This is a genomic window from Micromonospora sp. NPDC051141, from assembly GCF_044455765.1.
In the GTDB taxonomy this organism is placed as follows: domain Bacteria; phylum Actinomycetota; class Actinomycetes; order Mycobacteriales; family Micromonosporaceae; genus Micromonospora.
In genome coordinates, this window is the sequence record NZ_JBITFD010000003.1 from 517,356 (window position 1) to 540,037 (window position 22,682).

General features: G+C 72.2%; 18 protein-coding genes, 1 tRNA gene and 1 pseudogene. 13 read left to right on the forward strand and 7 right to left on the reverse strand.

Annotation, left to right across the window (positions count from 1 at the left end; genetic code table 11):
* Positions 1-49 precede the first annotated feature (49 nt).
* The 5 genes and pseudogenes from ACIA6B_RS07635 to ACIA6B_RS07655 form a co-directional block, all read right to left on the reverse strand.
* Entirely contained in the window at positions 50-1,204 is a 1,155-nt protein-coding gene (locus ACIA6B_RS07635) for a DUF58 domain-containing protein (protein WP_396771964.1), read from the reverse strand.
* A 2-nt stretch (positions 1,205-1,206) separates the two neighbouring features.
* Positions 1,207-2,202 (reverse strand): MoxR family ATPase, encoded by a 996-nt coding sequence (locus ACIA6B_RS07640; RefSeq protein ID WP_107156932.1) that lies wholly within the window; start codon positions 2,200-2,202, stop codon positions 1,207-1,209.
* Positions 2,203-2,230: 28 nt separating this feature from the next.
* Positions 2,231-4,858, reverse strand: coding sequence for a fibronectin type III domain-containing protein (locus ACIA6B_RS07645; RefSeq protein ID WP_396771965.1), 2,628 nt, complete (start codon positions 4,856-4,858; stop codon positions 2,231-2,233).
* Between the two features lie 142 nt (positions 4,859-5,000).
* A complete protein-coding gene (locus ACIA6B_RS07650; RefSeq protein WP_396772093.1) occupies positions 5,001-5,888 on the reverse strand; it encodes a hypothetical protein in 888 nt (295 codons plus the stop codon).
* A gap of 2,175 nt (positions 5,889-8,063) precedes the next feature.
* Positions 8,064-8,246 (reverse strand): annotated as a pseudogene (locus tag ACIA6B_RS07655) (tetratricopeptide repeat protein); the annotation flags it as partial.
* A 190-nt stretch (positions 8,247-8,436) separates the two neighbouring features.
* On the opposite strand from ACIA6B_RS07655, the gene ACIA6B_RS07660 reads away from it, so the two are divergent.
* Together ACIA6B_RS07660 and ACIA6B_RS07665 are read left to right on the forward strand one after the other, a co-directional pair.
* A tRNA-Leu gene (locus ACIA6B_RS07660) sits at positions 8,437-8,520 on the forward strand.
* A 591-nt stretch (positions 8,521-9,111) separates the two neighbouring features.
* A complete protein-coding gene (locus ACIA6B_RS07665) occupies positions 9,112-10,131 on the forward strand; it encodes a tyrosine-type recombinase/integrase (RefSeq protein WP_396771966.1) in 1,020 nt (339 codons plus the stop codon).
* Positions 10,132-10,281: 150 nt separating this feature from the next.
* Here ACIA6B_RS07665 and ACIA6B_RS07670 read toward each other — a convergent pair whose 3' ends face one another.
* Positions 10,282-10,785 (reverse strand): helix-turn-helix domain-containing protein, encoded by a 504-nt coding sequence (locus ACIA6B_RS07670; RefSeq protein WP_396771967.1) that lies wholly within the window; start codon positions 10,783-10,785, stop codon positions 10,282-10,284.
* 354 nt (positions 10,786-11,139) lie between these two features.
* On the reverse strand, positions 11,140-11,577 hold the full coding sequence (locus tag ACIA6B_RS07675; RefSeq protein ID WP_396771968.1) for a helix-turn-helix domain-containing protein: 438 nt from the start codon (positions 11,575-11,577) through the stop codon (positions 11,140-11,142).
* A gap of 937 nt (positions 11,578-12,514) precedes the next feature.
* On the opposite strand from ACIA6B_RS07675, the gene ACIA6B_RS07680 reads away from it, so the two are divergent.
* From ACIA6B_RS07680 to ACIA6B_RS07730, 11 genes are read left to right on the forward strand one after another with little or no spacing between them, the layout of a single operon-like run.
* Positions 12,515-12,970, forward strand: coding sequence for a hypothetical protein (locus tag ACIA6B_RS07680; protein WP_396771969.1), 456 nt, complete (start codon positions 12,515-12,517; stop codon positions 12,968-12,970).
* Positions 12,971-13,026: 56 nt separating this feature from the next.
* Positions 13,027-13,368 carry a hypothetical protein gene (locus ACIA6B_RS07685; protein ID WP_396771970.1) on the forward strand — a complete coding sequence of 114 codons (342 nt, stop codon included), beginning with the start codon at positions 13,027-13,029 and terminating at the stop codon, positions 13,366-13,368.
* A gap of 12 nt (positions 13,369-13,380) precedes the next feature.
* Positions 13,381-14,088 (forward strand): hypothetical protein, encoded by a 708-nt coding sequence (locus ACIA6B_RS07690; RefSeq protein ID WP_396771971.1) that lies wholly within the window; start codon positions 13,381-13,383, stop codon positions 14,086-14,088.
* Between the two features lie 52 nt (positions 14,089-14,140).
* On the forward strand, positions 14,141-16,156 hold the full coding sequence (locus tag ACIA6B_RS07695) for a hypothetical protein (protein ID WP_396771972.1): 2,016 nt from the start codon (positions 14,141-14,143) through the stop codon (positions 16,154-16,156).
* 15 nt (positions 16,157-16,171) lie between these two features.
* A complete protein-coding gene (locus ACIA6B_RS07700; protein WP_396771973.1) occupies positions 16,172-17,668 on the forward strand; it encodes an SCO6880 family protein in 1,497 nt (498 codons plus the stop codon).
* A complete protein-coding gene (locus ACIA6B_RS07705; protein WP_396771974.1) occupies positions 17,665-19,239 on the forward strand; it encodes a hypothetical protein in 1,575 nt (524 codons plus the stop codon). Before ACIA6B_RS07700 ends, ACIA6B_RS07705 begins: the two co-directional genes overlap by 4 nt.
* Positions 19,239-21,092 carry a type IV secretory system conjugative DNA transfer family protein gene (locus tag ACIA6B_RS07710; protein WP_396771975.1) on the forward strand — a complete coding sequence of 618 codons (1,854 nt, stop codon included), beginning with the start codon at positions 19,239-19,241 and terminating at the stop codon, positions 21,090-21,092. The genes ACIA6B_RS07705 and ACIA6B_RS07710 overlap by 1 nt, the downstream gene beginning before the upstream one ends.
* A complete protein-coding gene (locus tag ACIA6B_RS07715) occupies positions 21,092-21,691 on the forward strand; it encodes a hypothetical protein (RefSeq protein ID WP_396771976.1) in 600 nt (199 codons plus the stop codon). Before ACIA6B_RS07710 ends, ACIA6B_RS07715 begins: the two co-directional genes overlap by 1 nt.
* Positions 21,688-21,948, forward strand: a complete 261-nt coding sequence (locus ACIA6B_RS07720) for a hypothetical protein (RefSeq protein ID WP_396771977.1) — start codon at positions 21,688-21,690, stop codon at positions 21,946-21,948. The genes ACIA6B_RS07715 and ACIA6B_RS07720 overlap by 4 nt, the downstream gene beginning before the upstream one ends.
* A complete protein-coding gene (locus tag ACIA6B_RS07725) occupies positions 21,945-22,160 on the forward strand; it encodes a hypothetical protein (protein WP_396771978.1) in 216 nt (71 codons plus the stop codon). The genes ACIA6B_RS07720 and ACIA6B_RS07725 overlap by 4 nt, the downstream gene beginning before the upstream one ends.
* A complete protein-coding gene (locus tag ACIA6B_RS07730; RefSeq protein WP_396771979.1) occupies positions 22,157-22,660 on the forward strand; it encodes a hypothetical protein in 504 nt (167 codons plus the stop codon). The genes ACIA6B_RS07725 and ACIA6B_RS07730 overlap by 4 nt, the downstream gene beginning before the upstream one ends.
* Positions 22,661-22,682: the final 22 nt, after the last annotated feature.

Sequence of the window (22,682 nt, forward strand, 5' to 3'; positions counted from 1 at the left end):
AACGCCGCGCCGTCGGCCGCGTCCAGCCTCTCCCGGGCCGGCGTCCCGGTCACCACCGGCGGATCCCGTCCCACCCGGCGGCGAACGCCGCGCCGTCGGCCGCGTCCAGTACCACCAGGCCCGCCGCGCCGGCCGCCGTCGGCGCCGCCGCGCCGAACATCCCGACCACCACCGACGGGTACGCGCCGCGCAGCGCGCCCACGTGCCCCAACTCGTCGGCGGCCCCCGGCCCGGTGAGGAAGACCAGCGTGTCGCCGAGCCGGTCCTGGCGCAGCCGGCCCGTCGCCGCCGACAGCACCTCCGGCCCACCGCCGGTCAGCTCGGTCGCGGCGAGGCGATCCAGCGGCCCGGCCACCCCGGCGGGCTCGGCGTCGGCCGGCGCGACCAGCAGCAGGTGCACCGGAAGGGACTCCCGCACCGCCGCGGCCACCACCGACGCCGCCGCCTCGCACGCCGACTCGAACGACTCCGCCACCCCGGCCACCCGCCCCGGATGCGCGACCGCCCGGTTGTCCAGCACCACCACGAGGCGCGGCAGGCTGGTGTCCACGTTCTCGCGCACCATCAGCTCACCCACCCGGGCGCTGGTCCGCCAGTGCACCCGGCGCAGCTCGTCACCGACCACGTACTCCCGCAGCGAGTCGAACGTGATCGACCCGTGCGGCACGCTGTCGGCACGCCCGTCCAGGCTGCGCCCGGCGCCGGTGGGCACCGCGGACATCGGGTGGATGCGTGGGTGTACCCACACTCCGACCGTGCCGCCGTAGCCGCGGGCCAGCGCCACCAGCCCGAGCGGGTCCCGGCGCACCACCCGCAGCGGACCGACCGGCACCACCCCCCGGCGGTGCGTCGGCACCGGGTAGCGCACCACCGTGTCCCGCCCCGGGCGCAACCGCAGTAGCGGCACCGGCACCGGCGCGCCGGCGCAGCGGTCCTCGGCGACCAGGTTCGCCGCCCGCAGCCGGCCGGTGTTGCGCACGGTCAGCTCCATCACCGCCGGCTCGCCCCGGGCCACCCGGTCCGGGTCGGCCCGCCGCGCCACCGTCAACCGGGGCCGCCAGGCGGCGGTCATCCCGGCGTAGCCGACCGCGACGCCGGCCGCCGCGCCGAGCACGGTCAGCTCCGGGTACGCGTACCGGAAGCCGACGCCGAGCAGCACCAGGGCGGCGACGAGCAGCCCGATCCCCCGGGCGGTGATCCCCACGCTCAGCCGTGCACCGGGGCGGGCTGGCCCGACGGCAGCGGCACCGGCACCGAGGCGACCGCCTGGCGCAGCACCTCGGCCGGCGTGACGCCCCGCACCTGCGCGTCCGGGGTGAGCAGCAGCCGGTGCGCGAAGACCGGCTCGACGAGCGCCTTCAGGTCCTCCGGCATGATCCAGCCCCGGCCGTCGATCAGCGCGTACGCGCACGCCGCCCGCGTCAACGCGATCACCCCGCGCGGACTCACCCCGACCCGCACCTGCGGATGGGTACGGGTCGCCGCGGCCAGCCGCACCGCGTACGCGTACAGCGGCTCGGCGATGTGCACCCGCCGGGCCATCTGCACCATCTCGCCGACCGTGGCGGTGTCGGTGACCGCGCTCAGCGAGTCGGGGGAGCGGACCGTGGCGCCGCGCAGCACCTCCACCTCGACCGCCTCGTCGGGATAGCCGACGGAGAGCTTCACCAGGAACCGGTCGAGCTGCGCCTCCGGCAGCCGGTAGGTGCCGTCCATCTCGACCGGGTTCTGGGTGGCCACCACCAGGAACGGCTGCGGCACCGGATGGCGTACGCCGTCCACCGTGACGGTGCGTTCCTCCATCACCTCCAGCAGCGCCGACTGGGTCTTCGGCGACGCCCGGTTGATCTCGTCGGCGATCACAATGTTCGCGAACACCGGCCCCGGGTGGAACTCGAAGCCGCGGCTGGCCTGGTTGAAGATGGTCACCCCGGACACGTCCGAGGGGAGCAGGTCCGGGGTGAACTGGATCCGCCGCCACTCGCCCTGCACGGTGGCCGCGACCGCACGGGCGAGCGTGGTCTTGCCGACCCCGGGCACGTCCTCCAGCAGCACGTGCCCCTGCGCGAACAGCGCGGTCAGCGCCAGCCGGACCACCTGCGGCTTGCCCAGCACGACCGCGTTGACGTTGTCGGCCAGCCGGGCGGCCAGAGCGGCGAAGCCCTGCACCTCCGGCTGGCTGAGCGGTTCGTGCGTGTTCACGGGGCGCCTTTCGAGGAAAAGATCGTGGTCAGCAGGCGGGCAGCAGGTTGAGGTTGTCGCCGCCCTCCAGGTTGAGCCAGGCCCACGGGATGTAGGTCCGGCCCTTGTAGTCGACCTGGATCCACCAGGTGCTCTGCTTGTTCTTGTTGTAGATCCAGGCGTCCACGTTCTCGCCCTTCGCCTTGCAGTACGCGCGCAGCCGGGTGCCGTCCGGCACCCAACCCGCCTGGCGGTCGTCGTCCTGCCGGGTGACCTCGAAGATCTCGTTGCCGTTGCGGCCCGAGACGTCCTTGTCGCAGTACGTCCGCTGGTCGCCGTCCGGCCCGTTCTTGCAGGTGGCGACGCCGTAGAGCGGGTCGGTGGTCTGGGCGCGGGTGGCCGTGCCCCTACCGGCCGCGTTGCTCGCGGTCAGCGCCACCGAGTACGCCGTGCCCGGCGTCAACCCGGTCACCCGCAGGCTCGCACAGCTCCCGGTGGCCGTCTTGCCGCCGGTCGCGGCCGTGCAGGTGGCCTTTCCGCCGCCGGCGTCCACGGTGAACGTCACCGTCACCGACGTGGCGTCCGCCGACGAGCCGGTCACCGTGATCCGGGGCGCGGCCACGGTGCGCGCCGTGGTGGCGGCCTCCGCGCCGGGGCCGGCCTCGTTGACGGCCCTGACCTTCACCGTGACGTTCTGGCCGTTGCCGAGCCCGCCCACGGTGGCCCGCACGTCGGTCACCTCGACCGTCTTCCCGCCGGCCGCCACCACGTACTTCGTCACCGGGCGGCCGTTCTCCACCGCCGGCGACCACTGCACCGCGACCGTGCCGGGCTGGTCGGCCACCGTGGACGCGCGCAGCTCGGTCGGCGCCTTCGGCACGGTGAACGGCACCACCGTGTTGCTCACCGGCGACGCCTTCGACCCGGCGCCCCTGTCGCTGACCGCGGTCACCGTGAACGCGTACTGGGTGCCGTACTCCAACTGGCCGGCCGGCACCACCAGCTCCGGCTTCGGCGACTCGCCCGCCGGGGCGCTCGCGCCGGCCGAGGTCGCGGTCACCGCGTACCTGGCGATCTTGTTGCCCTGGCCGTTGGCCTCAGGCCAGCTCACCCGGACCGTGCCGTCCGGGCGCGCCTCGGCGGTCACCGCGGTCGGCGGGTCCGGCACCTCGGCGGTCGGCACGACCGGGTTGCTGCGGCGCGCCGGACCGTCGCCCTTGGCGTTCACCGCGTGCACCGAGAACGTGTACGTCTCGCCGTTGGTCAGGCCGGTGATCTCCAACGCGCGCTGGTTCGCGCCCACCTGGTGGGTCTGGCCGGCGCCCTCCACCACGTACCTGGTGATCTCGGCGCCGTTGGACGCGGCGGCCTGCCAGCTCACCCGCGCCGACGCGTCGCCGGCGGCGGCGGTGACCGCCTTCGGCGCGCCCGGCCGGCTCACCTTCGGCTTCTTCGGCGGGGGCGGCGGCGGGGGCGCCGGCGGCGGGTCGCCGCCGAGCACGTCGTTGGCGTACTTGTCCACCTCGCGCACCCGGTTGTGGTCGTCGACCACCTGCGCGGTCGACGAGTCCGGCGGGTTGATGAACAGGTGGTTCTCGCGGACCTCCAGCTCCACCGGACCCGGCCGGCCGGCGCCCTTGACCGTGTCCACCAGTTGCCCGCCGGCGTCGAACGAGTAGACCGTGCCGGTGCCCTCGTCGGCGACGTAGAACCGACCCGCCCAGGCGACCGCCGGGCTGAGCCGGGCACCCTCGCCGGGCACCGTGAACCGCTTCACCTCGGCCCCGTCGCGCACCACGTGCACCGACCGGTCGCCGGGGACGGTGACCGGCACCTGCGGCCCGCTGGTCCGCGTCGGCAGGCTGCCCGGCGCGGTCATGGTCAGGCCGGCCCGCCGCGTCCGGCCGCCGCTGACCGTCACCAGCGACGCCGAGGTGCGGTCCAGCACCGCCACCCCATCGTCCAGCGTGGACACCACCAGCTCGTGCGCCGGCTCCGCCACCTCGTACGTCTCGACCCGTTTCGGGCTGAGCCCGCCGGCCGGCGCGTCACCCGGCGTGGCCGGCAGGTCGGCGGCGGTGACCGCCGAGACGGTGCCCTCGCTCGGCACCGCGATCCACAGCTTGCCCGCGCCGTCGAACGTCCCCCCGGTGATGCCCGGCGGGTAGCGGACCGGCTCGCCCACCGGCGTCAACGCCCGCGGATCGAGCTGCCGGACGATGCCCTGCACCGCGTCCACCACGAACGCCTCGTCCTCGTGCAACGCGACGCTCACCCCGAGCCCCGGCGCGGTCGGCGTGGTGGCGGTGATCTGCAACGTGGCCAGATCCAGCGAGCTGACCTGGCCGGTGTTCAGGTCCCGCAGGATCAGCAGCCGATCGGTCTGGGCGACCTGCGTCTGGTGCCGCCGTCCGCCGGGCACCTCCATCCGGGTGTCCACCCGGGCGGTGATGCCGTTCACCCGGGCCAACTCGCTGCGCGTGGTGCTCCACAGCCAGGACGACGAGTCGAAGTTGGCCACCGCGTTGTCGGCCGCGCCCAGCCCGAGCACCGTCAACCCCATCGCCGCCAGCAACGCGGCCACGGTGCCGATGGTCACCAGCCCGCCGCGCATCCGCTTCCGGGGGCGGGCCGTCTCCGGCCCGGCGGTGCTCGTGACGTCCTCGATGGTGGTCACAGCCGGCTGCCTTCCCGTCGGTGGAGGAGGGCGCCGCGCCCGGCCGACCCTCCCCAGAGCCGGAGCCATCATAGGGGCCGGCCGGGGCAGGTGAAACCCGCACCGTCCTCCTGTGGACACCGAGCGTGTCCCCGGTGGCCGGTCAGTTCGGCGTGGCGCCGCCACCCTCCCGGTCCGTGCACACCTGGCCCGACGTGGCGTACGAGTCGGTCGAGTAGACCGCAAGCACCGTGAAACAGTAGTCCAGCCGCGCGCTCAACCCGTTCACGGTGTACCGGGTCTGCCCGGCGTCCACGGTGGCCATCACGCCGAGCTTCTGCCCGGCCCGGCCACCGGCCACCACGAACGGCACCCCGCCGTCCGTCGGGTCGGTCCAGGTCACCGTGATCGTGGTGGTGTCGTCCCGCAGCCGCAGGTCACCCGGGGGCGGGCCGGTCACCTTCGGTTTCACCGCGCCGGGCGCGGGAGCGGGCGGCGTCGCGTCCCGGTTCAGCCACACCGCGCCCCCGGCGACCACCGCCACCAGTGCGAGCACCGCGCCGCCGACCACCAGGGCCGGCACCGTCCGGTTCCGGCCGCGCGACTCGGGCTCCACCGCCGCCGGGTACGCGGCCGGCTGGTGGAACGCCGACGGCACCGCCGGCCAGGAACCCTGCTCCGGGTACGCCGCCGGGTCCGGCCGCTCCGCCTCCGGGAAGTCCGGCGGCCCGTCGTGGACCGGCAGCGGCCACCCCCGGTGCGGCGCACCACCGTCGACGTCCCGGTCGTGCCGGTCCGTGCTCGGGTGTTCCGTGCTCGGGTGTTCCGTGTTTCGGTGTTCCGTGCTCGGGTGTTCCGTGCTCCGGTGCTCCGTATGCCGGTGCGCCGCGACGGCGCCGCGCCGCTCCTCGGCGACGTTCGGTCCCGCCTCGGGGGCGTCGACGGTGTCCGGCGCCGGTTCGGGGCCGGGCCCGACAACCGGCTGGGACGGCGCCACGCTGCTCCAGGGCGGCGCGGTCATCCCCCACGGCGGCGCCGGCGTGCCGCTCACAGATGCGGCGCTGACGGGGGGCCCGCTGACGGGGGGTCCGCTGACGGGTGGCCCGCTGACGGGTGGGCCGCTGACCGGATATTCCGGCGGCCCGCTCACCGGGTGGCCGGGCGGTCCGCTCACGGGTCGGGTCGGTGACCCGCCGCCGGTGTGCACGAACGCCTCACTTCCCGGCGGGACCGGCGGGTACCCCGGTGCTACCGGTGCGGCGGCCGGACGTACCGGCGCGGACGGATCGCTCCCCGGTAGTACACGGGGTGCCGATGGGCGCGCTGGCGCGCTCGCGGGTGGGCCGCTCGCCAGGGCTGTCTCCGGCCGATGTGCGCTCGGCGAGCCCGCAACCGGCGGCGGTCCGTCCGGCAGGTGTCCGCCCGGTGCCCCGCTCGTCGGTTGCAGGCTCGTCGGGACGTGGGTGCTCGCCGACGCCCCGCCGACGGAGCGCGGGGCGGCCGGCTGCCCGGTCGTCGGGACGGCGTCGGCCGAGGGCTCGGCGGCGGCCTGCCGCTCCGCCTCCTCGCGCAGCAACGGGCCGATCTGCCGCACCTGAACGGTCGGCTTGTCCCAACCCGGTCCGGGTGTCACCGGCCCGGATCCGGGTCCGTCCGCCGTCCCCCCGGTCGGCTCGTCGAGCCGGTGTGCCGGCGCGGCGGTCGGCTCGTCGGGCCAGCGTGCCGGCGCGACGGTCGACGACGGCGTAGCGGGTGTCCCCGCCGACGTGGTGTCGAGGGCTGGCGACCCGGACCTGGGCTCCGGGACCCGTGGCGTCGGCGATGCGGGTGTGCCGGCCTCGCGTTCCTCCCCGGTGACGCGCGCCAGAGTGGACGGAGACGTCGGTGTCGCGGCGGCCTCGGTGCCGGATGCCGGGTGTGGGACGGCGGCATCGGTAGGCGTCCCGGTGCTCGCCCAGGGGGAGCGGGGCGACGGCCGGCGAGACGGGGAGACGACCGGCGGCGGTGGAAGCGCGGCGGCGTCGGTGGTCGATGCCGCCGGATCGGGAGGCGGAAGCGGGGCGACCGGTGCCCGGGACGGTACCGGCGTCACGCCGGGAGCGGGCGGCACCGACGTCACCCGATGGCTCGCCGGGATCGGCGGAGTCTCCTGGCCGGCGGGGATCGGTGGAGTCCCGTGGCCCGATCGGATCGGCCGAGTCCCGTGGCCCGCGGGGATCGGTGGAGTCCCGTGGGGCGTCGGGATCGGTGGTGCCCGGTGGCCCGCGGGCATCGGAGGTGTCCCGTGGCCCGATGGGATCGGTGGCGCCCCACGGGGCGTCGGGACCGGCGGTGCGCCGTGAGTCGTCGGGATCATCGGTGGAGCCCCGTGCGCCGTGGGGATCGGGGGCGCCCCGCTGGGCGTCGGGATCGGTGGCGCTCCGTGGCTCGGTGGGGCCGGTGGGCCATCGGCGTCGGGCGGAGAGGGCGCGGTCTCCGGGCCCGCTTCCGGCGGAGCCGGCGTGGCCGAGAGGCCCGGTCGGGGTGGCGGGGGCGCCCAGGGGCTTGCCGGCCGGTCAGCCCCGGTGCGCGGGAGCGGGGACGGGACCATCGGCGGTGGCAGCGTCGCCGAGCCCGGTGCGGACCCGGGCGACGGGGGCGGGGGCGGGGGCGGGGGTGGAACAAGGTGCGCTCCGGCGCCGGACGTGGTCCCGGGTGCCCGGAACTCCGGGGCCGGTTGCGGTGCCCGGAACTCCGGGGCCGGTTGTGGTGCCCAGAACTGAGGGGCCGGGTGCGGTGCCCATTCTCCACCGGGCACGGGTGTGACACCGGGCGGTGCGGGGACGGTCGAGGGTGGCGGGGCGGCCCGGGACGGCTGCGCCGGCGCGACCGCCGGCAGTGACACGGTGGGCCCGGCCAGCGCCGGATCGGGGTGCGCGCCGGCAGCGGCGGCGGAGCCGCCGGGGAGTGGACCGGAACCGGTGGGAGCGGCGGCGGAGCCGCCGAGGTAGTGGCGCGCCGCGCGTACCGCGGGGTGGTCCGGACCGAGCACGGCGGGCCCGGCGGTGGCGACGCGGCCGTAGTTGCGGCGGGCCTCGTGCCGGTTGCCCAGCTCCTCCGCGACCCCCGCGAGGTCGAAGCTGAGCGCGAGCATCAGCGGGTCGGCGTCGCCGCGACGGCGCTCACCGGCGGCGTACGCCTCTTCGAGGACGCGACGGGCGGCGGCCGGGTCGTCGGCCTCCCGGTGCAGCCGGGCCAGCAGATGGCCGGTGGCCAGCACGTCCTGGTGGTCCTCGCCGTACGCCGGTCGCGCCACGGCGATCGCGTCGTCGAGCAGGCGACGGGCGCCGGTCAGGTCTCCCGCGGCGCGGAGCGCGAGGGCCTGGTGCTGCGCGGCGGTCAGCGGCGAGGGGTGGGACACGTGAGCCATGCTGCCCGGAATCGCCGGTTGCGCGCTACCCGCCCGGCCGTGGGCGGCGTTGACCTGCGAAGACGTGTGGCGCCGGAGGTGATGTGCATGATCGTTTCGACCCGTGTACAGTAATGCCCCGTGCGGCCCTCGGGGCCGGCCGAACCGGTGTGAACGTCACCGCGGCCGACCAGGTAGGCTGGACGAGCAAGTCCGGGTGGCGGAATGGCAGACGCGCTAGCTTGAGGTGCTAGTGCCCGTATAGGGCGTGGGGGTTCAAGTCCCCCCTCGGACACAGATTTGAAGCATCCCTGCTGTACTGACGTGCTGGTGCTCAAGGTGGCTTGAGCACCAGAATCTTGGCAGTGAAGCGGCCCTGAGTGCGGCAATGCGCGGTCAGGCTGGCCGCCGTGGCTGATGCGCCAGTTCCCGCTGTTGTGCTCCCCGCGACGCTGTCGGAGCGGATCCGCAGAGACGGTCCGCAATCGGCCAGACCACTACGTCGTCCACCGCTGCCGATGCCAGATTTCCCGAAGCCTCGCACGGGAGTCATGGTCTACGGCTTGGCTGCCATCGACGTCAGCGGTCGAATCGCCGATCGTCTGATCGTCCACGCACTTGGTTGGACGACGGAGACTCGCCTCCACATCTACGAGGATGCGGGACTCATCGTCGTGCGCTTGAGTCCGCGAGGGATTTTTAGCCTGACTGGGCAGCGGCATTTACACCTTCCCGCGGCCGTCCGAAAATGGTGCGGCCTCAAGGCGGGCGAACGGGTTCTGCTGGCGGCGGATGCTGCTGCAGGAGTCCTTGTAGTTCACCCACCGGCTGCCTTGGACCAAATGATCGTCCAGGCTCACACTTTCGCCCTCGGCGGTGATCGGGCATGACGGACACCACGGCAAGCGCGGCCGAGTTGGACGCGGCTCGTCTGCTTCTTGCTCGGATGGGCATATCGCCTACTGATCTCCTGGTAGCTGCCATGCCTCGGCCTCAAGCGCCGACCTTTGCCGAGTATGTGCCCGTGGTGGCGGCTGCGGTCACGGTGGGAACGCGGCGTGCCTACGGCTCCTACTGGAAACGGGTGGTGGAGCACTGGGGGCAGCGAAGAATTGACGAGCCCAGTCCGTCGGAGATCGAGCAGTTGGCGGAGTACGTCAAGACGCATGTCGTAGCCCGGCGGAATGCTCGTGGAGGCCGTAGCGCGGCGGAGCACTTGGTTGCCGCCTTGCGTTGTCTCTACAAGAGGGCGGTCGCTGATGGATTCATCATGGCGTCCGAAAATCCTGCATTGAAGGTGGCGAAACCGCGGCGGCTGCCGAGTGTCCGTCGAGCCGTGCCGGATACTCGGCTCGCCGAGATCAACGAGGTCGCAGCCAGCACGGGCGACGATCCCGCACTCGACACCCTGCTTTTACGCCTGCACACCGAGACGGCCTGCCGTCGCGGTGGCGCACTGGCGCTCCGTCCAGTTGATCTGGATCCGGAACAATGCCTGATCCTCTTACGAGAAAAAGGGGACTCTAGGCGATGGCAACCAGTCTCGCCAACGCTCATGCGGTACTTGCAGCGGCATGCTGAGGAGCGCGAAGCGACGGAGATGGGGCAACTGCTGCGCTATAGGAGTGGACAGCCGCTCACTTACCGACGTTATGATCATCTGTGGGTGCGTATCGGGGAGCATGTCCCATGGGTTTACACGCAGCAAATCAGTACGCACTGGTTGCGCCACACTACGCTGACCTGGGTGGAAAGGAACTTCGGCTATGCCGTCGCGCGAGCCTACGCCGGTCACTCGGAGGGCGGCAGTGATGCTGGCACTACTGCCACCTATGTACGGGCAACGATGCAGGAGATTGCCTCAGCGCTGTCTGCTCTCACCAATGAGTCGCATCCTTTGAGCTGAACTTCTTTGTGTGGTGGGATCTCGTCATGGGTGGCAGGATCCCACCACGCTATACGACGACGTGGCAATATCATCTCCGGTCCGGCCCGCAGTGGCATCTTTCGTTGTTCCACATGTCCTAAGCATCTTTAGAGGGAGTGGGTCGGACGGTCAATGAAGTGGCGCAGACTTGCCGCAGTCGGGAAAGGCGCAATAGCCGTTAGCTCCCTGGATGTAGGGGTGTCGCTGGCTGGTTTTCGTTGATGCTCCCGCGGTGGGGCGATGTTTGGTGTTTGAGTCCCGTCCGGTGGTCGGACCAAGTCTGTCCGGCTGTCGGACTAGCGCTGGTTCGGTGGCCGGACCAGTCGGCGACATTGGAGGAATTCGCAGTCGATAGGCGGTCCTGGCTTTCTTGCGTCGGGCTTCGTCCACCTTTGGCCTGAGGCGTACGACCCAGCCCAGCTCTTCAAGTTGGTTGAGCCTGACGGCGATAGTCGAGCGGGCCATCCCTGTTGCTCGTTCCAGGTCTGTCAGGCTGGGGGAGAACTGTGCCGGGATTACCGCGGTTGAGTGATCCGTCCACGTCAAGAGCGTGAGGATAAGGTGGCGCCCGGTGGGACTGAGAGGACATTCAGCATCTCGAACTGCGCGTTCTATCGCCCATCGCTCTGCCATGCGATACGCCTTCCCGTCGCCACACGCGGTCGTGGAAGCCCTAGTGCCGTCCGGCACCTGAGCCCCGTGACCGTAGTAGCGCGTTGCCACTTCGCCCAAGCGAGTAGCTGTCTACCGAGCGCACGACAGTGCACGTCGGCGGGGGTGACCTGCGGCTTCGGCTCCGGCGGAGACGCGGCCACGATTGGCCGTATCGGTTCGTGGTCCGCTCCGGCCGGCGACCGTACAACGGGCCGCGGGTTCCCCCGATGGGCCGACGCCTGTGGGCGGGCTTGATTCCCGTGGTTCCGCTATCGATGCTGCGGCTATCGAGGTCCGGTTGGGCTCGTCGCGGTCGCTGAGTTGGTTGCGACCTCAGCTTCCCGACTGCCGTGGTCGTTCGCTCCGCGAGCTAGTTCTGGTCTGCGCGGCTTGCTCCATGGTGAGGATGTTTTGGACTATCGCGGCGACGCCTTCGCGCGCTCCGGGCGACAGCTTTTCGATGGACCGGGTCAGCACCTGCACCTCAGCGCTGCTCGGTGACGAGTCCAGGAAGAAGGCGGGTGAGACGCCGAAGAAGTCGGCCAAGGCCGTCAGCGTCGCGGCCGTCGGGTTGTTGTGCTCGTCGGTGCGAAGTCTCCGTAGGGTCTCTGGCGAGATGCGGTGACCTCGGTTCTTCAGTGCCTCGGCGACCTCTGCGTCGGTGTACGGCCCCCGGCCTTTCGGGTGGTGGTTGGCATACAGGTACCGGAGGCGATCTCTGATGAGTGCAGAGCCTGAGCCACCTGGTGGGTGGTCGTTCGGTGCCGCCATGACGCCCCCCGAGATGCGACTACAGTTGGCCGGGCTCCAACTCTGTGTGGAAATCCCGCGTGTTCTGTGCTTAACTCTCAGTGCCCGGCACACACCAAGTTGGACTGGCTCCAACTGGGTGTGTTGAGGGTAGCGCATCGGTTGGTCTCACTGGAGGGGGTTGTGAGGCTCCGGTTCGCTTCGTTGGGAAACCGTGATGCCGTGAGGTGACGCGGTTTCGAAATGGCCTGCTCGTGTGGTCGACGTCCAGGTCGTGACAGTAACGGGGGACCGGCCGGCGGCGAGGAAGGTCGTCGTTGCTGGCCAGTGCTGTACGGCGAGCCTTCGGGGGGAGGCGGACGTGTCGGATCCACACACACATCCCGCAGGCCACCTCGCCGGCGCCGGCACCACTTCGGAGGTGTCCGGCGACGGCGACGGGGGAACGCTGGCGGAGCGGGCGACGCCCGCTCCGCCAGCCGAACCCCAGCAGCCGGCCGCTGGCGGCGTCAGGGCTGCAGGAGCAAGCTCCTGGTGGATCGCGAGCGACCCTGCTGGCCCGCGGGAGATTCCGCGGGAGTTCGGCGGCGGCGGCCAGGTCGAGTCGCTGTGGCTACGTGCGTCGTCGCTACGTCCGGGCTGCCCTCTGGTCAGCGTCTCATCAGCCGATGGCGGTGTCGGGCGATCGACTCTGACGGCAGCGCTGGGCGGGGTGCTGGCGCTGGCAAGCCCCGCTCCGGTTGTCGCGGTGGACGCGACCACACGCGCGTGGGGCGGGCTGGGTCACCGGGTGGGGCGACACAGCGCAGCATCGGCGTGGGACGCGAGCCTTGCGGAAGCGAGACTGGCTGACCCTCGGGTCGCCGAGGAGTTGATGCAGCGGGGGCCGACTGGGCTGCGGGTGCTGGTCGGTGAGAGCAAGATGACGGCCCGGCGGCGGCCTCCGACGTGGTCGGAGATGTTCGGGGTGATCGGGCATCTGCGGTCGGTGTACGCGATGGCGTTGCTGGACCTTCCCGCAGCGGACAACACACCGACGTGGCGGGCGCTGGGGTGGGCGACTGTGCCGGTGTTGGTGAGCCGGGCCACCGTCGACGCCTTGCAGCACACCATGCGTCTGCTGGCGCATCTGAAGGCGGCGGGCCTGGAGCAGGTGGCGCAGTCCGCGGTGGTGGTGGTCATGACGACCACGCATTCGACCGCGCGGGAGGTTCGCGCGGTCGAGCAGTTGGCGCGCCAGGCGGGCACGCATCTGGTGCGCGTGCCGTTCGATCCGGTGCTGGCCCGGCCGGACCCGCTGGATCCGCGGTCGTTGAGTAAGGCCACGCGCACGGCGTTGACCGAGGTCGCCGCAGCGGTCGTTGACCGCTGCCCGGCTGACGTCGGCGGGCGCGGCGGGCCTTCTGCCGCCTGAGTGCGGCGATTTCTCACGGGGAGGAACTGGTTGTGATCGTGCATTGGATAGCTGCCGTGTTGACGGTGCGGGCGCCTGCGATGGTCGCGGCACTCGCGCCCGATCCGACACCCTCGGGCTCGGGCGGGGGGTTCGACTTCGGCCGGATCAGTCCGGACCCGGCAGCAGTGCCGCGCTCGGACTTGTTCTACAAGCTCGCCAACGCCGCCCTGTTTCTCGGGGTGATCTCCGCGGTGGCGGGCCTCGCGGCGGGCGCGATTGCGTTCGGGATCGGGCCGATCTTCGGCGCCCACATCATCAGTGATCGAGGGAAGTCGATGATGTGGAAGGCCGGTCTGGTGGCGATCGTGGTGGGTTCGGCGACGTCGATCATCGCGTTCCTGCTCAGCGAGATTTAGGAGGTGTCTCGCGTGCGGGAATCGGAGTACAAGGCGACCGACGGTCGACGTCCTACCCCGTTGGTGCTGGTGATCATCCTGGCCGGTCTGCTCGCCGGGGTGGCGGTCTTCGTCGCGGGACGAGCCAGCGCGCCGACGCGTGCCACGTCCGAGCGCTACGCCGATCGTCTCGTCAACGGTGTGCCGGTCGGCTTCGCCGGCACACCGCGCGGTGCGGGGGACGCGGCGGCGGCGTATGTGACGGCGGTGGCCGCAGCAGCAGGCCGGCCGCAGGCCGAGCAGCAGGCGCTCGTCGACGTCATCGCGGCCGACGGTGCGTGGCCGGCGGTGGCCGACATGCTGGGCGCGGGATCACCGCCCGAGGGCGGCGCGGTGATCGGGCAGACGGTAGCCGCCCGGGTGTGGGTCGCCGATACGGACGCGAACGCGCCTGTGCCGCAGGGCGGTGAGGTGACGGCGCGGCTGCTGGTGTGCGCGTTGGCCGGTGCGATGACCGACGGTGTCGTCGCGGGCCCGCAGACGGGCCTGGCGGGTGGCTGGTACGTGCAGTCGGTGACGATGCGCTGGACCCAGGCGAGGTGGCGGGTGGTGGCGGTGCAGCGGCCGGTGCCGGTGCCGCCGCCGGATCAGCGCGGCGCCCGCCGCGACGGCGGCCCGCGTGACACCCAACCGCTGCTGGAGGTGCTCAGCGCGCGGTCGTGGGTGCCGGGGACGGTCTGATCTCATGTCGTGGCTGAGCACCGGGCGATGTGCGACCGGGGTAGCTGTCTGCGTGCTGGTCCTGGTGGGCGTAACAGCGCCACCGGAGCCAGCTTCGGCTGCTGCGACGCCGGCCCCGTCTGCCTCGACCGCCGCCGGTTGCCCCGCGCCGCCGTCTGCCGGGCAGCCGCCACCGCCCGGCGCGGAGCTGCCGGCGCCGCAGGTGGCCTGGTGTCTGCCATGGGTACGTTGGAAAGCCGGCGCCGGGTGGGTCACCGACTGCGGTAAGGCCGGCGGCGCGGTCGAGCAGGAACGCTGTGACGCGGTGTCGCTCACGGTGCAGTCACCGCCGCCGGATGGCACTGCCTCGGTCCTCGACGAGCTGCTACCAGCAGGTGGGGTTGCGCCGGTCCGATGCGAGCGTTTCAGCGACCGCGCCGGCGAAGACACGGCCAATGCGCAGTGGTGGACGGCGAAGCAGCACCGGTGCGAGGCGGCGCGGACATCGCTGCTGCCCTTCTCGTCTCTCAAGCCGGCGGGCTGTGACGTTCTCGATGTGGGTTGCAAGGTCGGCGAGCAGGTCAAGGGCGCCGCGCGCTCGGGCTTCGAAGGCTTGGCAGACATCGCGGTGGCGGGCTTCGGCTGGATGTTGAGCAAGCTGGCAGAGGTGGTGTTCGAGCAGTCCTCGGCTGTGCCGGATGAGCCGTTCTACGGCGTCTACAACGACATCTCCGGGGTCCTGATCGTTGTGGTGTTGCTGTTCTTCCTCATCTCCACGGCGATTAGCGGATTGCGCCTCAACGGCCCGGGCCCGTTGTCGAGTCTGGGTGGGCTGGTCCGGGCCATGTTCGGGATCGCGTTCGCCGGCGGTATCGCCTATATCCTGATGGCCGCCTGGGACGAGGCGACCGTGGCGTTGATCGCCCGCAACCAGCAGCGCGACTGGCAGCCCAGCATGTGGGTGGACGCGCTCAACGCGCTGACCGCGGACACCGGCACGGTCCTGCTGGCCTTCGTCGTCGCGGTGATCAGCGTGATCGGTCTGACCCTGGTGTTCGTCATGCTGCTGTTCCGGTCCCTGCTCGCGGCCGGTGCGGCGCTGTTCGGGGCGATGGCGATGACCGGTCAGGTGATGGCCGAGACCCGCTCGTGGGGCCGCAAGTGGTTCTGGACCTGCAACGCTCTGGCCAGCAGCAAGTTCTTCATCGCCGCGCTGTGGATCTACGGCACGCGCAGCTCCTACGAGAGCGACAACGTGATCAACGTGCTGCGTGGCATGTTCATCATCGTCCTGATGGTCCTCGCGCCGTGGATCCTGCTGCGGTTGACGAGCATGTGGGACGGCTACCTGGCTGACGTCGACGCGCGGGGGTTCCTGGTCTCAGCCGCCGGCGCAGTGGGGATGGACGCCGCCGCGCGACGCCTGACCGACCCGCTCAGCGGTGGTGGCGACATCGGCGCTCCGGAGGCCGCATCGCTGATGCAGGGCAACTCCGACGCCATCCCCACGATCCCCACCGGCACGCCCACCGGCCACCCCAGCGCCATACCGGAGGCGGTGGACGCACTTCACGGCGGCGGGGACGGCGAGCAGGTGGGACAGCCCACCAGTGAGCCGGGTGGCGAGCGCAACGGTGGGGAGAACGCCGACGAGGCCGAGGGCATCGAGCGGGACTCCCGCACCGCCCGCAGCGATGTGGCGAGCGGTCAGCTCACCGCCCCCGGCGACGCGACCGGACAGCCCGCCCTACCGCTCACACCGCCGGCTGTGGGCGCGAAGACCACCGACGCGGACAGCTCGACAACCGGCCAGCCGGGCAACGCCGGGCCTGCCCCGGCGGCCGGCGGCGATGACGTCGCCGGCTCGCCTGGCCCGACACCGGCCGGGCTGCCGCTGCCACCGGCACCGGCGCCGATCCCGGAGACGAGCGGGCCCAGCCCGTCGACCGAGCCGGCCGGTTCCGGCCCACCCGCCCAGGACAGCCCTGGTGGCGCTGGTTCAGGCGCTACCCGCGCGGGTGCGGGTGGCGGTGGTGCGGGTGGCACCGCTGCGGGCGGTGCTGCCGAGCTGCCCATCGTTCCGCTCTAGGTGAGGAGTGAATAGGTGACCCAGTTCCAGTTTCCGCCGCGGTCCACACGCGGCTCGATCATGGGCTTCTCGTGGGGACAGATCGGCATGGCCGTGGCGGGCGTGATCTGCCTGGTCATCGCCGCGAACCTCCTGGCCGCCGGCCGGCAGGGCAGTGCCGCTGGCATGGTTCTGGCGGCGTTGACCCTGCTCACGGTCGGTCTGCTGCGGCTGCGGGGCCGCCGGGTCACCGAGTGGGCGCCGATCGTCGCCGGCGCGCTTACCCAGCGTGCCGCCGGCCAGGACCGCTACCGCGGTGGTGTCTTCGCCGCTACCGCGGGCAGCACGCATCTGCACCTGCCGGGTCCGGCCGCCGGCTACCAGTGGCTTCCGGCGGTCGCCGCTGACGGGCTGACCGAGGTGGGCCTGTTGCACCACCGCCGGGAGAACACCGTCACCGCGGCGCTGCTGTGCGCGGGCAGCAACCTGGTCCTGGCCGATACGTCGGTGCAGCGGCAGCGTCTGTCGGCGTGGGCGGAGGTGCTGAACCTGCTGGGTACCGAGTACGCCGACGCCGGCTTGGCCCGGTGGGCGCTGACGGCCCGCGCGGTGCCGGACGCCGGGAACCGGGCGCAGCGCTACCTGGTTCAGGCGGCGGTCGACACCGACACGCCGGCGTACCGGTCCCTGGCGGAGCTCACCGCCGGGGCGGCGCCGTCGACGCAACGCCACGAGGTGTACCTGAGCGTCGTGTTCGACACGAAGAAGCTGTCGGCGGAGATCACCGACGCGGGCGGCACCGACGCGGCCATCGCCACGGTCGTGCTGGACAAGCTCGGCGGGGTGCGGGCCGCGGTCGGGGAGGCGGGCATCAACGCGGTGGGCTGGTTGACGCCCCGGCAGTACGCCGCGGTGCTGCGTACCCAGTTCGATCCCGAGGATCAGCCGCACGTGGACATGCGGACCGCGAGCGCGGCGGGCGTCGCGCCGTATATGGCCGGGCCGGTTGCCGCCGAGAGTGTCGGCTGGTCGTCGTATCGCCACGACTCCGGGTTCTCGCAGACCTTGTGGGTGTACGAGATGCCGCGCCAGCCCGTCGCTATGACGTGGATGACCGCCCTGTTCACCCGCACCGTCGGCCGACGCGCGGTGACGGTTGTCGCCGAGCCGGTGCCTGCGCAACTGGCCCAGCTCGCCACGCGTCGCGACAAGGTCGCCCGCGCCGGTGACGAGATCACCAAACGCAAGATGCGGCTGGTGCGCACCGCCCGCGAAGACGACGAAGCCCGCTCGGTGGAGCAGGTCGACCGGGAGCAGGCTGCCGGGCACGTGCGCTACCGCTACGCCATCGTCGTCACCGTCACCGCCGGCACCCACGAGCAACTGCGCCACGACGTGCGCGCGATCAAACGCGCCCTGGGCCGCGCCGGCTGCCAGGCGGTCGTCCTCTACGGCGAACAGGACCAGGGCTTCGTCGCGGGGGCGCTGCCCCTGGCACGGGGGCTCAAGCCGATGCGGGGGTGGATGGCGTGATCCCGGCACGGGTGCGCAGGGAAGGATCGCTCGGGCGGCGCATTGAGCAGGCGGCGCAGCGGCGGGATCTCGCAGCGGCGCACGCCGACCTGGCGCGTGAACAGCGCGCGCTGCGTCGGATGTCGCAGCGGCTGCTGGGCCCGCCGCCGGTCGACGGGCGCGGCGCGGTGGGGCGGGCGGCGGGGCGGGTGTACTGGCGGCTGCGGCTGCCGCCGCTGGTCACCACCAGCGCGCAACTGTGCAGCGTGTACCCGTTCGTCGCCGATCCTGGTCTGGGGGTGGACGGGCCGCTGATCGGGCAGGAGGTGTACTCCCGGACCGGGTTCGTGTTCTCGATGCGGGAGCTGTACCGGGCTAGGCTGCTCAGCGCCCCGAACATGGTGGTCACCGGGGAGATCGGGTCGGCGAAGTCATCGCTGCTCAAGACGATCGCGTTCCGGGGCGTTCCGTTCGGCACCCGCTTCTACATCGTCGACGTCAAGGGCGAGTACGACGGCCTCGCCGAGGCTGCCGGAATCCGGCCGGTGCGCATCGGCCCCGGCTCCGGGGTGGTGATGAACCCCCTCGCCGGCATCCGCCGCCTGCCGGGGCAGGGGGAGGAGCAGTGGCTGCAGATCCAGCGGGCCCGAAGGCTACTGCTGCTCGAAGGGCTCCTGGAGATCCAGCTCGGCGGGCCGTTGAGCGAAGCGGAGCGCTCGTTGACGGAGTACGCGCTCGACGCGGTGACCCGCGTCGACGATGGCAGCAGCGCCGGTCGGCTGGCCACCCCCACTTTGTCGCTGGTGCTGCGGGCGATGGGTGATCCGCAGGCGTGGGCTTACCGCCTCGCTGGCGTGCACTACGCCGTCGACCAGTTCGCCGCCGACAGCCGTCGGGTCCGCCTCGCGCTGGAGCGGCTGATCACCGGCGCGCTCGGCGGCATCTTCGACGCCCCGGCGGCTGCGGCGCTGACGGTGGACTTCGACCAGCCCGGGGCGATCCTCGACCTGCGGGCGGTGCGGACCTCGGACCAGATGACGGCGATGGCGATGACCTGCGCCCAGTCATGGCTGGAGGCGGAACTGACCCGCCCCGACGCCCCACCGAGGGTGTGCCTTTACGACGAGTTCGCGTTGATCACCCGCCACCTCGGTCTGGTGCGGCGGATGCGGGAGCAACTGAAACTCGCCCGCGCGTTGGGCACGGAGAACATTCTGGCGTTTCACCGGTTCTCGGATCTGGCGGCCAGTGGCGGCGCCGACTCCGAGCAGGTCCGTATCGCCCGCGGGCTGATCGAGGACACCGGTGTGCGGGTGTCCTACCGTCAGGCCGCCGGGTCGCTGGACGCCGCCCGCGAATTCCTCGGCACCACCGACACGGAGACCAACCTGCTGCTGCACCTACGGCGCGGCGTCGGGCTGTGGAAGGTGGGGCTGCGGTCCTACGTCGTCAAGCACCAGCTCTCCCGAGCGGAGCAGACCATGGTCGACACGGACAGCCGTATGCGCGTTGAAGCCGAGCGGGCGGGGCGGGAGCTGACTGACGCGGAGTACGAGGCGCGGGAGTCCGCCGCGGTGGGGCAGGTGCCGTGATGGCCGGCTCTCTCATGTCCCCCGGACATCGGCTGCCCAAGCGCGGCATGCCCCGTGCTGACATCCTCGCCCGCCTCGCGCTGCTGGGCATCGCCGTAGCTCTCGTGCTGCTGGGCACGGTGACCCTGTGGCTGGCCGGGCAGCTCGGCGGTCTGCTCACTCACGCGGCTTGGCCGGACAGCACGCCAGCGGACGCGCCCGGCATCGCGGCGCGGATGATCGTCCACCGCGGGGATCCTGGTGCGGCGTGGCCGGCCGCTGCCCGCGCGACCCTGCCACCGGCCGGCCTGCTCTACGCGCTGTGGCTCGTGCTGTTCACCGCCGCCGTGGCGGGCCTGGCGGTTCCGGCGGTTCGGTTCGCGCAGCGGCGGGTGCAGCGACACGGATTCGCCCGCCGCGCAGACCTCGACCAGGTCGTCACGGCCGCGGCGGTGCTGCGCCGCGTTGACGTGCTGCGCCCCGCCCTGACTGTTGAGGTAACCGACCGGCCCGATGTCGTGCAGGCCAAGACCCGGCGGCGTGCCGACCCGCTGGAGGTGGCGCGGCGCCTCGGCGATCACGCGCTGACGGGTGAGCCGCTGTACTTGGCCAACGAGTACACCGAACTGCTCGCTGGCGCGGCCCGCTTCGCCGGTAAGACCAGCCGTTACGTGGTGCCCCGCGTCGCGGACGCCCGCGGGGCGGTCATCACCACCTCCACTCGCCTCGACGTCGCCGCCGTCACCTATGACCTGCGCACGCAGATCGGCCCGACGTGGATCTTCGAACCGCAGGGACAGCTTCCCGGGGTTCCCCGGCTGCGATGGTCCCCGATCGAGGGCGCCGAAGATCCGGACATCGCCGCGCTGCGGGCGAAAGGCTTCGCCGCCGGCGCCGGCCTCAAAGCCGACGTCGAGAACGGCCAATACTTCCAGGACCAGGCCGCGTCCATCATCCGCGGCCTGCTGCACGCCGCCGCCCTCGACGAGAACACCACCCTGACCGACGTGGCAAGCTGGGCGGCCAACCCCGCCGACGCGCGTGCCGAACGGATCCTGCGCCACCACCAGCAGACGGTGTGGGCCGACCGGCTGGCGTTTCACCGCGAGTCCACCGGCCGCAGCCGAGACGCCATCCAGTCCGTCGTCTTCGGCGCCCTGGACGCGTTCAGCAACCCGCGGATCCTGCACGCCTGCTCCCCGCCGCGCGGGCAGCAGTTCCGGCCGGAGCCGTGGCTCGACGCCTCCGGCACCCTCTACCTGGTCGGCACCCGCAGCGGACAGTCCCTGGTCGCGCCGCTGTTCGCCGCGATCGCCGAAGACATCATCTACCGAACCCTGCAATGCGCGTTGACCGCCGTGGGCGGCCGGGTCGAGCCGTGCCTGTATCTGGTCGGCGACGAGATCACCAACATCGCGCCGCTGCCGTCGCTACCCGAGCTGGTGTCCGAGGGCGGCGGCTCCGGCATCGCCGTGTCGCTGTGCTGCCAGAACACCCACCAGTTGCAGCAGCGGTGGGGACGCGACGGCGGCCAAGCCCTACGCGACGGCGTGAACGCCCGCTTCGTGATGGGCGGCATGCAGGACGTGTCCGCGCTCAAGGACGCGCAGTCGCTGCTCGGGCAGGTGCAGGAGGTGACGTCGGCGGCGTCCTGGGGCGGCGGGCGCGCCAGCGTGCAGGAGAACAGCCGCCGGGAGAACCTGCTCGACCTCGCCGAGCTGCGCACCCTGCCCGCCGGGCACGCCTTGGTGCTGCTCGGGAACATGCCCCCGGTCGAGGTGGTCCAGCCGGCGTGGTGGGAACGCCCGGACGCCGACCGGTTCCACGCCGCGCAGGCCGCGTTCACGGCCCGGCTGCACGGGGGGCGTCGCTGATGACACCTCGTGCCTTCCAGTTCGAGGTGCCGCAGCAGGCATCCGAGGAGCAACGGGCCTTGGCGGAACTCGCTGAGCTGATCGACACGCTGCGCGGCAGCGTCGAGCAGCTCGCCGAGGCGCACGTCGCCCTCACCGACCGCGTCGACGCCTTCGACGCCGCTGGCGGGTGGGCGCCGTCGGGTTACTGCTGGCGCGGCCTGGACGCCGACGCCGCACGGCAGCTGTGGGCATGGCTAGTCACGTGGACGCGGTGGCTCGTGGACCGCTACGGCCTGGCCCAGGACCTCGGAGCGTGCTGGCCCGCACATCCCGCCTTGGTGGAGGAGCTGACCGCGTTGAGCGTGTCCTGGCACCACGCCTACTCCGGCAAGGCCGACCCGGACGCGCCGCTGCGCTGGCACGAGGCGCTACACCGCGCCCGCCACCGCTGGCAGGCATGGGACAGCACCCGCTGCCGACACGGGCACCACACACCCCGCAGCGGCGACACCGTCTGGTCGCAGCCGTGGCCAGACGACGCCGAGCGGGCCGTCACCGACGACATCGACACCCGCTCTCACACCACGGCGCCGCAACCGAGAGAGGGGACGACATGACGCAGCCGGCCGAGGTCACCAGCGTCTGGGACTGGCACCGCTTCGAAGCCGCCCTGTTCGGGCTGCGCACGGGCGTCGACACGCTCAACGAGTACATCGCTGAGATCCACGACGGGCGCCACGCCTGGCGTGACGACCAGCAGGAGGACAGGCAGCAGTGGACGGAACTGGACGAGATGACGCGGCGGGAGACGGAGCTGGACGTCGCCAGCGACGGGCACCTCGACGGGAAATACACCCGCGACGTCGACGAATGAACACGCCACGAACCACGCGCGTTCCGCTGGCAAGCATCAACGGCACGTTGCAACGGCTGCGCCGCGACATCGATGCCGTCGTCGAAGCCGGGGACCCGGACGTTCGTGCGGACCTGGTGGCGATCCACTACCAGGTGCGCCTGCTGGGACAGCACCTCAACGCGGCGCTCGGCGCGTCCGCTGAGCCGATTCCGCCCGAGGATCCGCGATGAGCAGGCGCAGCGGCAGCGTGGCCATCGCGGGGGTGGCCACGCTGGCGCTCACCGCCTGCTCAGGCACCGGCCCCGCCCTGACGGGCGGCACAACCACCGGCGGTCCGTCCACCGCAGCGGTGGCGCCGACTGCGGCGCTCGCCGCCGACCCGGACGGCGTCGCGCCGGCCCCGCCCCGCGCCGCGGATCCGGCGGCAATGACCTCAGCGGTGCGGTTCCTGCGTGCCTGGGCGCGCCCCGACCTGCCCGCCGACCGGTGGTGGGCAGGCTTTCGTCCCTACGCGATCCCCGCGTATGCGGACCTGCTCGCCACGGTTGACCCGGCCAACGTTCCCGCGACTCGGATCACCGGTTCAGCCCGGGCGGCGGCGGCCACCGCCGAGCGCGTCGACGTCGATGTGCCGACCGATGTCGGGGTGCTGCGGGTGGTGTGTGTCGCCATCGGCGGCCGATGGCTTGTCGCCACGATCGGCGTCGCCGACAAGGCGGAAGCCTCGTGAACCGTGGACGGGTCGGGCTCAG